This window comes from Prevotella conceptionensis 9403948, from assembly GCF_000312305.1.
Taxonomy (GTDB): domain Bacteria; phylum Bacteroidota; class Bacteroidia; order Bacteroidales; family Bacteroidaceae; genus Prevotella; species Prevotella conceptionensis.
In genome coordinates, this window is record NZ_HE999455.1 from 17,159 (window position 1) to 29,783 (window position 12,625).

Consider the following 12,625-nt stretch of genomic DNA (forward strand, 5'->3'; position numbering starts at 1 on the left):
TAATGGTCTGGCCACTCTGCTCGTCGGTACGAACGGTAAACGTGGGGTCTTCTTCGGCCAGCTTAGCCAATCCGTTGTCAAGCTTGGCAATGTCTGCCTGGCTCTTAGGTTCTACGGCAATTGAGATAACCGTATCGGGGAAGGTCATCGATTCGAGCACGATAGGTGCGTTCTCGTCGCAAAGCGTATCGCCTGTGCGAATATCTTTGAAACCTACACCTGCGCCAATATCACCAGCGTCGATCGTCTCCATCGGGATTTCCTTGTTAGAGTTCATCTGGAACAAGCGGCTGATACGCTCTTTCTTACCCGAACGGGCATTGTAAACATACGAACCGGCCTGAACCTTACCCGAATAAACGCGGAAGAACACCAAACGGCCCATGAAGGGGTCGGTAGCAATCTTAAACGCCAACGCAGAAGTGGGTGCGTCTTCGCTAGGCTTACGCTCTTCCTCCTGGTCGGTGTTGGGGTTAACGCCAACGATGGCCACCGTATCTAGCGGCGAAGGCAAAAATGCGCAAACATAATCCAAAAGGGGTTGCACACCTTTATTCTTATACGAGGAACCCAACACCATAGGCGTAAGTTCCATTGCGATGGTTGCCTTGCGGATTGCAGCTATCAGCTCTTCCTCCGTAGGCTCCACGCCTTCGAGGTACTTCTCCATCAGGGCATCGTCGAAGTTGGCGGCATTCTCCACCATCTTGTCGTGCCATTCCTTGGCCTCGTCAAGCAAGTCGGCGGGAATGTCCTCGATGCTGTATTCGGCGCCCATCGTCTCGTCGTGCCACAGGATGGCCTTCATCTTGATAAGGTCTACAACGCCTTTGAAGTTTTCCTCGGCACCGATAGGTATCTGCACGGGGCAAGGGTTTGCGCCCAAAATGTCCTTCATCTGCTGAACCGTTTCGAAGAAGTCGGCACCCGAACGGTCCATCTTGTTCACGTAGCCAATACGTGGAACGTTATACTTGTCGGCTTGGCGCCATACGGTTTCCGATTGGGGCTGAACGCCGTCGGCAGCCGAATAGGTAGCCACAGCACCGTCGAGAACGCGCAGCGAGCGTTCCACCTCGGCGGTAAAGTCAACGTGACCCGGAGTGTCGATGAGGTTAATCTTAAACGACTTCCCGTCATAGTTCCAGTTACACGTCGTTGCGGCAGAAGTAATGGTTATACCACGCTCCTGCTCTTGGGCCATCCAGTCCATCGTGGCGGCACCGTCGTGCACCTCACCTATCTTGTGGGTCTTACCCGTATAGAAAAGGATACGTTCAGAAGTTGTGGTCTTACCGGCATCAATGTGAGCCATGATACCGATGTTACGAGTCAAATGTAAATCGCGATTTGCCATTGTCTTTTGTATACCTATTTATATATTAGAATCTGAAATGTGCGAATGCGCGGTTTGCCTCTGCCATGCGGTGCATGTCTTCTTTACGCTTGTAAGCGCCGCCTTGGTTGTTAAAGGCGTCCATAATCTCGGCAGCCAATTTGTCGGCCATGGTCTTGCCGCCACGTTTGCGGGCGTAAGAAATCATGTTCTTCATCGAGATACTTTCCTTGCGCTCTGCACGTATTTCGGTAGGAACTTGGAACGTGGCACCACCAATACGGCGGCTCTTCACCTCCACTTGGGGTGTGATGTTGTCCAAGGCCGTCTTCCAGATTTCGAGGGGCGACTTCTCTTCCTTCTCCATCTTTGCCTTTACGGTATCAAGGGCGTTGTAGAAAATTTCGTACGAGGCGTTCTTCTTACCATCGTACATCAGGTGATTAACGAACTTAGAGACCTTTTGGTCGTTGTACACGGGATCGGGAAGGATCACGCGTTTCTTTGGTTTCGCTTTTCTCATTTTTGTTTCGAAAAAAAATAATTCTGCATGGGGTTGTCACTTGTTCTTCAACTTCCGCACCCGGATGTTTACTCAACCTTTTAGGCGTGTTACAAAACTTATCAAAACCCGCCTCAAACAATTCACCAGCAAAACGGTTTATACTTTCTTGGTGCCTTTATCGTCTGCACCACGACGTTTCTGTTCACTTGTCTTTTTCTGAATAAGCTTTTAAGTTTGCAAACCCCGGCAAACACCTCTCGCCTAGCCCCGAAGTCCTTGCTACCGCAAGCCTTACCGGCGTATGAGTTCACGAACTTAAAAACTTATTGCGGCACGCATCTTATTTCTTAGCGGCCTTAGGACGTTTTGCGCCATACTTCGAACGGCGCTGCGTGCGGTTGGCTACACCGGCGGTATCAAGCGTACCGCGAACAATGTGGTAACGAACACCAGGGAGGTCTTTTACACGACCGCCACGAACAAGCACGATGCTGTGCTCTTGCAGGTTGTGGCCTTCTCCGGGAATGTAAGAGTTAACCTCCTTTTGGTTTGTCAGACGCACACGGGCAACCTTACGCATTGCCGAGTTAGGCTTCTTAGGGGTTGTGGTGTAAACACGAACACAAACGCCACGGCGTTGCGGACACGAGTCCAACGCAGGCGACTTGCTCTTGTCCACAAGCACCTTTCTGCCTTTTCTTACTAGCTGTGAAATAGTAGGCATAATTTTACTTTTTAATTTTATATGTTATTTTCGTTATTATCAAGCGAATACAGAAACGGCACAATATGCCTTTTCGGGGTGCAAAGTTACTAACAATTCTCCTAACTACCTAACATACATCCCTTCCATTTCCTTTCACAATATGATATTTTGATTTATTTAAACATTATTAACACGCAGCACGTCCCCATCACCACGCGAACGCCCCCTAAACTCATATCCCGCCCCACATCATTCGCACGCTTTCAGTCAATAAAATCAGCAAAAACGTCCTTGTTTAAACATCAACTGGGCGAAGACAGCTGCTTCTCCATAATCTAACAAAAAACACAACGCAAACTACATCCAAAAGATGGCAAAATCTGTAAGAACATGCAAGAGAGGCGTATAGGTAAAATTGGTCTAACTCCAACCTAACATTTCAAGCAAATACTAACACCTCACGGCTAGGACATTTACCGGCGAACCAACACCAAACAACCATAAAAACACCTGCAAAACGAACATGCAACAATAGATAAAGAGGATATACAGAGATAATAGTTGTCCTTTTCTATAACTCGCACAAAAGCCTTTACCCACATAGTCATCGGTTACAATGTGCAAAAGAGAAGGATATTTCGGAAAGCCAAAAACGCATTAGCACCCTTGGGTTACACATACAGCCTACAATCGCCTTCTGTTAAGCGTTACAAATCATCGCCCACAAGCTGGCCATTGCAGGCAGCATGCTCTGATAGGAATTTTACTTACGGCTAAGTTATGGCAACATCAAGTTTGGCTTGTCTAAACCAGCCCTAACTCCACTTGCCCTAGCTAAACCATTAGCTATCCTTAATTTCCCTTCACCACATCAAACCGATAACCAAGTGTAAACTGGAAGGCACTAAACCTTGTGCGCGGCACGGCATACGTCAACCCCAAGTTGTATCGAGCCTCTACCACAAACTGATTAAACTCGTACGAAACTCCCAGGGGTATCGAGGCCTCCACAGCTTTAACGTCAGGGTCGTTGCGGTTTTCTTTCGAGCCTGGTCCCTCAATGGTATAACCATTGCTTACATTAAAGCCAAACTGCAAGCCTGTTTTGAGCGCAAGGTTTCTAGCCACATAGAAGTTAGCCAGCACAGGCACATTAATATAGTTGTAATTGTAAGTGTACTTAAACTCGCCCAAAGCGTATTTTGTACCTTGTTGCGAGTAAAGCAAACCAACAGACCATCCAAACTTGGCCTTCGATTGCCACTCGGTTTCAAGTCCAACAACCATCCCCGGCTTAAAATCAGAATCGAAGTGGTTGGTTAGTTTCGACAAATTCAACCCTATTTTAGGTTGCAACGATAACGACTTCGCCTCATGTTGTGCGTTGGCAATGCCCATAGAAACAATTGCCAACATTAAAATCAAGACTATCTTCTTCATTCTTAATTATAAAACTATAAACGTATTACATTCCATCTATGCAAGTTCGGGATAAAAGTCCCTGTTTGCTAACTTTGATTTATTTATCCACCTTCATGTTCACAAAGTAAAAGGAATGCAAAAGGCACTAGATGTTAGCCAAAGCTACATGTTCCTGTACCAAGCCGCCTACTCTAAACAAGAACACAAAAGGCAGATGCAAAGGTATGCACTTTACAGCACATAACCAAAGATACATCACACAAGAAACAACTAAGCGACACTCCTATATAAAGGAGTATGAAAAGATAAAGTTAATGACTTACAAACTTAACTACCCATAAATTAGTAAACTCACTAACCCATGAACTTATGAACCAACAACCTCATAAACTCACAGACCCACAGACTCGCAAACTCAAGAACCAACAAACTCACAACCTCACAATACCCATAAACCAAAAGAGTTAGCCCCATAATAATATTTTACGCCGCCAACCCATTCTAGAGAAAGCAATGCACTAGAAGTAGGCATCTAGCCGATGCTTTCCATCTTCCACCGCCCTTTATTAATCCAATTTTAAGAACATCGCCTGCATTTAACCCCACTTAGCCCCTCTATCAGTTTGCCTACTCGTGCTATCACCAATCCCAATTACCTGCGTTTAGCAACCAAAACCCATTGCTTAAAGTGCCAGTGTGCCCATGTCCGACACCTCTCTAATCCTACCTACCGTGATATAAAGTTCATTCCTTTCTCAAAGCGGTCTGCAAAGTGTGCGATTTCTCCCCTCAACAGGCCGACATCCTGCGCCATAGCTTTCCAACACCTCATGTTTCGGGTTACGTCGCCGATGATACGTCTTGCAGCCGTCCCGTCCAGCAGATAGCCTTCGTGAGTTTCAAACAACCTGTTCAAGTCACTGTCGTTGGCATCACTATCAATCAGCAATGCCTGGTAGAGGCTGTTGGTCGGGTTCATGTCGTAAGCAGGAGAAAGTTCCCACCCTCCCTTGGCAAGCAAGAAGGCGTGGTTTCTAAAATGGTCGTCGGTATTGCCAAGGCAGATGTTGAAGGCCACTCTTCGGTAAAGTTCCTCCAAGTTGGCCTCCACTTTTCCGCCACCGCTCGAAACGATGAAGTCTACAATGTCCAGATACCCTTTACCTGTTTTCTCCCCGTCACCATCGGTAAAACCTAGCAGCGTCAAAGAGGATGCCATGTGAACCCTTCGGTTGTCATCAGTCCTGTCAAAGCGTTTCGACAACAATATGTCCTGACCATTACCAGCCCTGACGACTTCCGTCTGTGCCACACTAATGCCACACTCTCTGGCCATCAGATGGGCGAAATGCTCCCAGCGGGATACGTTTATTTTGTCCTTTACCGATGGGAATTTGGCAAGGAAGAGATGTCCTCCGCTTTCAACACACGCCTTTGGGCGCGCTCCACCCATTGAGGAACCTGGTTGAAAAATACGTTGAACCCACTTTTCTTTCGGCTCCATGTGCTTGTATTCGCTTTTTTCTATTTCCCCAGCCGCTTGCAAAAGTTCGTCAATATGAATGGCAGGGGGAACGGCATAACCTGATGTGGCGTTGACATAGGCCCCACTAGCAAGGTCTTTGAAACGGAACCCACCCATGCGGAGGCTATCTTCCACACCTTTGAGATAGTCCCAGTCAGACAAGGTGGGTTTACCCATGCCCTTTCCCCTTTGTTCCTGTGCCATGCGTAGGTCTATCAGCCGTCGTCCCCACCTGTCTGGCAACGTATCAGAGAAACAACCGAAGATGCGGTTGTTACTTGGGCTGAATTGGATGCCGGTAAAGGGTTGCAAATCTCTGCCAAAGCAGATATCGGCATAACGTTTCAGCCAGTCACCGTCAAACTCAAATGAGAACACGTCAGAGCCTCGCAGGGTTTCGTGTCCCAGCGTACCAACCTTCTCTTCTTTTTCCAGCCAATCAAAACAGGCCACTACGTCTAACTTTTCCATTGCCTATTTCTTTGATGCCCTTTTCTTAGTCTTTATCTCCATATCCTGTACCATTCGTCCGAGTATATCGTCTTGGGCAAGCTTCAAGATGTCGTCTTCGAGTTGCAGAGCGTTCAGGACCCTTGCCACCACGCCGAGAGAAACAGCAGACGAGCCTTTCTCCAAACGTGACAGCGTAAGCCGGCTGCATTGCGCCCGCTGCGCCACCTGATCCATCGTCAGATTTCTACGAAGTCTTGCTAGGCGAAACTGTTCACCTACAACATTCAGTTTCTCCTGCAACCCCCTGGTCATCCAGTTCGATTTGGTAAATTTCGTCATAATGTATCTTTTGTGATACAAAGATACGAAATAATGTTTAACTAATAATACTTTATGTTGCTTGTTTTATAGCATGCCTTTACTTCACATAAGCAAAGAACTATCACCTAAGAAACAGCTAAGCGACACCTATATATAATAAGGAGTGCGAAAAGATAAGGCATACTCCGTCTAGGGCATTCAACCCTATTCTCAATGAATGAGCCGATTGGGGTTTAACAAATTTCTGCACAGCCTGACAGTAAGGCACTATGGAGACCGTGAGCCGTATGAGCTGAACTATACGTACCCCAAATGCCGTTCTTGGGTACACATCCAAGCCAACGTGTACCCGTTTTCGCGTTTTTGGGTACATATCCAAACCAATGTGTACCTGAAAATCCATTCTAGGATACATAATCTCACTCTCAGACAGACTCAATACTCACGGTGTCGTTGATTTCGTCAACACGATGAAGGATAAACAAATCCATCAACGTCATGTTGATGTAATAATCGCTACAGCCGAACTTCATCTTTCGGAGTAATCCCGCCTCAACTATTCTATCGAGATATTTGGTGGCGGTTTTTCGCTGCGCCATCACGTCTTTCTGCATATACTCAACCTTGGTAAATCTCTGCCAAAGCAGATATCGGCACAACATTTCAGCAAGTCACCGTCAAACTCGAATGAGAACACGTCAGAGCTCCGCAGGGTTTCATGTCCTAGCATACCTACCTTCTCTTCTTTTTCCAGCCAATCAAAACAGGCCACTACGTCCAGCTTTTCCATCGCCTATTTCTTTGATGCCCTTTTCTTAGTCTTTATCTCCATATCCTGTACCATGCGCCCAAGTATGTCGCCCTTGACAAGTTGCAGAATGTCGCCTTTGAGTTGTAGAGCGTTCATAGCCCTCGCCACTATTTTTGGTCCTTGAACACAACATTTTTAGATTCGGTTTGGAATAATAAACTTAGAAGCGTACCTTTGTACCTGCGTATTCTGCAACGAACGAAAAAAGATCAACAGACAACAGCGATAAATAGGATTAAGACTGTACTAACAGTGGAAACAAGGTGTCTGTGAAACGATTTGCAAATGAAATAGTTCGTGCAGAGAATCTTATTGCAACGAACAACTAAAATAAAACAAAAACATGCCAGTACAAAGTGAAGCTGCCCTTGAGAACGGACTTATTGCTACTCTTCAGCAAATGAGTTATGGCTATGTGCACATCGAAGAAGAAAAGAACCTACGTGCCAACTTCAAAACTCAATTAGAAAAGCATAATCGAAAGAGGCTGGAAGAATTCGGACGTACCGAGTTCACCGAATCTGAATTTGAAAAAATTCTTATTCATCTTGAAGGCGGCACACGTTTTGAAAAAGCAAAGAAACTTCGTGACCTCTTTCCACTTGAATTGGAAAGCGGCGAACGGCTGTGGGTGGAATTTCTGAACCGCACGCACTGGTGTCAAAACGAGTTCCAGGTTTCCAATCAAATTACTGTTGAGGGGAGAAAGAAATGTCGTTATGACGTAACGATACTGATAAACGGTTTGCCTTTGGTGCAGATTGAGTTAAAACGAAGAGGTGTGGAGCTGAAACAAGCCTACAACCAAATACAACGTTATCATAAAACTTCCTTCCACGGACTGTTCGACTATATTCAATTGTTTGTGATTTCCAATGGGGTTAACACACGCTATTTTGCCAATAATCCCAACAGCGGGTACAAATTCACATTCAATTGGACAGACGCTGCCAATATCCCTTTCAATGATTTGGAGAAGTTTGCCACCACTTTCTTTGATAAGTGCACTTTGGGTAAAATCATAGGCAAGTATATCGTACTGCATGAGGGCGACAAATGCCTAATGGTGCTCCGTCCTTATCAGTTTTATGCGGTTGAAAAAATTCTCGACCGTGTTGTAAACTCCAATGACAATGGCTATATTTGGCATACAACAGGTGCTGGCAAAACGCTTACTTCATTTAAGGCAGCTCAGCTTGTTGCTGAATTGCACGACATTGATAAGGTAATGTTTGTGGTTGACCGCCACGACCTTGACACACAGACACAAGCAGAGTATGAAGCCTTTGAGCCAGGTGCAGTTGACAGCACCGATAATACAGACGAACTTGTGAAACGTCTTCACAGTAATTCCAAAATTATCATCACCACTATCCAAAAACTCAATGCAGCTGTTACTAAGCAATGGTACAGCAGTCGAATAGAAGAAATACGCCATTCGCGCATCGTAATGATTTTTGACGAGTGCCATCGTAGCCATTTCGGAGATTGCCACAAGAATATTGTTAAGTTCTTCGACAACACACAGATGTTCGGGTTTACTGGTACGCCTATCTTCGTAGAGAATGCGGTGGAAGGGCATACTACAAAGGAAATCTTTGGCAACAATCTTCACAAGTATCTCATAAAGGATGCCATTGCCGATGAAAATGTGCTTGGTTTCCTTGTAGAATATTATCATGGCAATGCAGATGTAGACAATGCCGACCAAAACCGCATGACCGAAATTGCCAAGTTTATCCTTAATAATTTCAATAAGTCGACATTCGACGGAGAGTTTGACGCATTGTTTGCTGTGCAGTCTGTACCAATGCTTATACGATATTATAAGCTGTTTAAGAGCCTTAATCCTAAAATAAGAATTGGAGCTGTGTTTACATATGCAGCCAATAGTTGCCAGGACGACGCCCTTACAGGCATGAACACGGGTGGCTATGTAAGTGACAGCACTGGAGAAGCAGACGAGTTGCAAGCTATTATGGATGATTATAATGATATGTTTGGTACAAGTTTCACTACAGAAAACTTCCGTGCATATTATGATGACATCAATCTTCGCATGAAGAAAAAGAAAGCAGACATGAAGTCGCTCGACCTTTGTTTGGTAGTTGGTATGTTCTTGACAGGTTTTGACAGCAAGAAACTCAATACGCTCTACGTAGATAAGAACATGGACTACCACGGCTTGTTGCAGGCATTCAGTCGAACCAACCGTGTGTTGAATGAAAAGAAACGTTTCGGTAAGATTGTCTGTTTCCGTGATTTGAAAAGCAAAGTGGATGCTTCTATCAAGCTTTTCAGCAACAGCAACAATCTTGAAGATATTATTCGCCCACCTTTTAATGAAGTAAAGAAGAATTATCAAGAACTTACAACAAGTTTCTTGGAGCAATACCCAACGCCGAGTAGCATAGATTTGTTGCAGAGCGAACGAGACAAAACGCAGTTTATTCTTGCATTCCGCGATGTTATTAAGAAACATGCAGAAATTCAGATTTACGATGAATTTGAAGAAGATGCAACAGACCTTGGCATGTCCGAACAACAGTTTATGGACTTCCGAAGCAAATACCTTGATATTTACGATGCAGTTGATGGTGGACGCAAACCTTCGGGAAAAGACTCAACGCCCGACGAAGACGCAGAGCCCACAGAAACTTCAACAGACTCAGTAATTGGTGATATTGATTTCTGCCTGGAATTGTTGCATAGCGACATCATCAATGTTACCTACATTCTTGAGCTGATTGCCGACCTCAATCCTTATAGTGAGGATTATCAAGAAAAACGTACGCATATCATCGACACGATGATTAAAGATGCTGAGTTACGTAGCAAGGCAAAACTGATTGACGACTTTATACAGCAGAACGTGGATGACGACCGCGACAACTTTATGGCACGCAAACAACGGGCTGATGGCACAAGCGACCTTGAAGAGCGATTGAACAACTACATCACCAACAAACGAAACGACGCTGTGGATGAACTTGCAAAAGACGAAGACTTGGATGTAAAGGTTCTCAATCATTACTTGTCCGAATACGATTACTTGCAAAAAGAACAACCAGAAATTATACAACAGGCATTGAAAGAAAAGCATTTAGGCTTAGTAAAAAGGCGCAATACGTTAAAACGTATCATGGACAGGTTGCATTCTATCATACGAACATTCAGCTGGGAATAATATATTCAACAATGATAAATATTATAAGAGGTTTAGATATAACAGCTTTAGGAGTCTGTGTGTATAACCGTAAGTGGCAACCAGTCCATCTACAACAAGGAGATATGGATGGAGCTTGCGCTGTTTATTCAATGATGATGAATCTTATAGCACTAAAGGTCTTCACTCGTAATCAAGTTACAAACTTGAATACATCGTTTAAAGGCAATACTTCCAAGGGAAGGCTTTTCAAGGAGTTTTTTGTAACACAAGGGTTATGTCGTGGTGGTTTCTATTTCTCAGAAATCAAAGAAAAGCTGTCTCATTCTTTCGCAAAAGAGGTTATGTCGTCTGTTCGGCAATATGCGACTTCTCTTTCAGACCAAGCCTCGTATGTAGAGGAACTTAAAAAAGCAATAGACGACAACTTGCCTTTGGTTACTGCAATTACATTTAGAGGTGGTGCTCATGCAATACTTGCCGTTGGTTATGAAGAACAAGAAGGTGTTATTAGGAAAGTATTTTGTTTAGACCCTGGGTATACAATAAGTCAAACCTCCTTATGGAATAGCGTTATAACTCTAAATGAGAGGAAAGGTATGTACTGCCATCAGTATATAACAGACAACGACGATAAAAATGTCTTTGTTAGTGAAACATTGAAAATAGAAAGGAAATAACGATATGAGCGAAGAATTACAACAAAAACTCCGTGACCAGCTTTGGGAAGTCGCAAACAAGTTGCGTGGCAACATGTCTGCAAGCGACTTCATGTATTTCACCCTTGGCTTTATTTTCTACAAGTATTTGTCAGAGAAATTAGAGAAGCATGCCAATGAGGCATTGGTTGATGATGAGGTCACGTTTAAAGAACTGTGGGCAATGGAGAATGATGATGATATTGAAGCCCTACAACAAGAAGTAAAAACCGAATGCCTGGAGAATATCGGCTACTTCATTGAGCCACATTTCCTATTCTCGTCCATCATTGAGAACATTAAAAAGAAAGAAAACATACTGCCTATACTTGAGCGGTCGTTGAAACGTATTGAGGACAGCACGCTTGGGCAAGATAGCGAAGAGGATTTTGGAGGACTCTTTTCAGACATCGACCTCGCTTCACCCAAACTAGGCAAGACGGCAGATGATAAAAACACATTAGTAAGCAACGTGCTTCTTGCCCTTGATGATATAGACTTTGGTGTGGAGGCCTCACAAGAGATTGACATTCTTGGCGATGCCTATGAATATATGATTAGTCAGTTTGCCGCTGGTGCAGGTAAAAAAGCAGGCGAGTTTTACACTCCGCAAGAAGTAAGCCACATCTTGGCCGACATTGTAACCCTGGGCCACGCACGTCTTCGCAATGTTTACGACCCTACTTGTGGCAGTGGCTCACTTTTGCTTCGCGCTGCAAACATCGGCCATGCTAACGAAATCTTTGGGCAGGAGAAAAACCCCACAACCTACAATCTTGCCCGTATGAACATGTTGCTGCACGGCATCAAGTTCAGCAATTTCCGCATAGAGAATGGCGATACGCTCGAAGCAGATGCCTTCGGCGACACTCAGTTTGATGCGGTTGTTGCCAACCCGCCGTTCTCGGCAGAGTGGAGTGCTGCCGAGAAGTTCAACAACGACGACCGTTTCAGCAAAATAGGGCGACTTGCTCCCCGTAAAACTGCCGATTATGCATTCATCCTCCACATGATTTACCATCTGAATGAGGGTGGCACAATGGCTTGCGTTGCTCCTCACGGTGTGCTCTTTCGTGGAAATGCGGAGGGCGTTATCCGCCGTTTCCTCATAGAGAAGAAAAACTATGTTGATGCAATTATCGGATTGCCTGCCAATATCTTCTATGGCACAAGCATACCCACCTGTATCTTGGTGTTCAAAAAGTGCCGTAAAGAAGACGAAAACATTCTCTTCATCGACGCCAGCAAGGAGTTTGAGAAAGTGAAGACGCAGAACAAACTCCGCCCCCAGCACATCCAAAAGATTGTAGACACCTACCGCGACCGCAAGGAAATAGAAAAGTACAGCCATCTTGCTACCTTGGAGGAAATAGCCGAAAACGACTACAACCTCAACATTCCCCGTTACGTTGATACTTTCGAAGAGGAAGAGCCAATCGACATCAAGGCTGTAATGGCGGAAATCAAGGAATTGGAAACCAAACGCGCGGAACTGGATAAGGAGATTGAGGTGTATCTGAAAGAATTGGGAATAGTGTAATATGAGAAATTGCAAAAAACGTAACAACACAGCAGTTGTGCTAAAAAGAAAAGATACACATACCCTACTTTGCAACAACTCAACATGTCAACATAATTAAAGAGTAACAACCATGGTAGAAAATAAAGATAAAAAAGTCCTC

At 44.6% G+C, this 12,625-nt stretch carries 10 protein-coding genes; 3 read left to right on the forward strand and 7 right to left on the reverse strand.

Going from position 1 to position 12,625, the window contains the following annotated elements:
* From fusA to BN93_RS14625, 7 genes are all read right to left on the reverse strand, one after another.
* On the reverse strand, positions 1-1,357 hold a 1,357-nt coding region (fusA, locus tag BN93_RS14595), incomplete at its 3' end, for an elongation factor G (protein ID WP_044261004.1).
* A 25-nt stretch (positions 1,358-1,382) separates the two neighbouring features.
* Positions 1,383-1,859, reverse strand: a complete 477-nt coding sequence (gene rpsG, locus BN93_RS14600) for a 30S ribosomal protein S7 (protein ID WP_009231177.1) — start codon at positions 1,857-1,859, stop codon at positions 1,383-1,385.
* 322 nt (positions 1,860-2,181) lie between these two features.
* Positions 2,182-2,565, reverse strand: coding sequence for a 30S ribosomal protein S12 (gene rpsL / locus BN93_RS14605; protein ID WP_009231178.1), 384 nt, complete (start codon positions 2,563-2,565; stop codon positions 2,182-2,184).
* 834 nt (positions 2,566-3,399) lie between these two features.
* Positions 3,400-3,987, reverse strand: a complete 588-nt coding sequence (locus BN93_RS14610) for a porin family protein (RefSeq protein WP_044261006.1) — start codon at positions 3,985-3,987, stop codon at positions 3,400-3,402.
* A 709-nt stretch (positions 3,988-4,696) separates the two neighbouring features.
* Positions 4,697-5,965, reverse strand: coding sequence for a type II toxin-antitoxin system HipA family toxin (locus BN93_RS14615; RefSeq protein WP_019189046.1), 1,269 nt, complete (start codon positions 5,963-5,965; stop codon positions 4,697-4,699).
* Between the two features lie 3 nt (positions 5,966-5,968).
* Entirely contained in the window at positions 5,969-6,286 is a 318-nt protein-coding gene (locus BN93_RS14620) for a helix-turn-helix domain-containing protein (RefSeq protein ID WP_019189047.1), read from the reverse strand.
* Between the two features lie 407 nt (positions 6,287-6,693).
* The gene (locus tag BN93_RS14625; protein WP_009231182.1) at positions 6,694-6,882 is read right to left on the reverse strand and encodes a hypothetical protein; all 189 of its coding nucleotides are present in this window, start codon (positions 6,880-6,882) and stop codon (positions 6,694-6,696) included.
* Between the two features lie 540 nt (positions 6,883-7,422).
* Between BN93_RS14625 and BN93_RS14635 the strand changes: the two genes are divergently transcribed.
* The 3 genes from BN93_RS14635 to BN93_RS14645 are packed head-to-tail and all read left to right on the forward strand — an operon-like array spanning position 7,423 to position 12,483.
* Positions 7,423-10,266 carry a type I restriction endonuclease subunit R gene (locus tag BN93_RS14635; protein WP_019189050.1) on the forward strand — a complete coding sequence of 948 codons (2,844 nt, stop codon included), beginning with the start codon at positions 7,423-7,425 and terminating at the stop codon, positions 10,264-10,266.
* An 11-nt stretch (positions 10,267-10,277) separates the two neighbouring features.
* On the forward strand, positions 10,278-10,925 hold the full coding sequence (locus BN93_RS14640; protein WP_019189051.1) for a hypothetical protein: 648 nt from the start codon (positions 10,278-10,280) through the stop codon (positions 10,923-10,925).
* Positions 10,926-10,929: 4 nt separating this feature from the next.
* Complete coding sequence (locus BN93_RS14645; protein ID WP_019189052.1) at positions 10,930-12,483, forward strand: type I restriction-modification system subunit M; 1,554 nt, start codon at positions 10,930-10,932, stop codon at positions 12,481-12,483.
* The last annotated feature ends 142 nt before the right edge of the window (positions 12,484-12,625 follow it).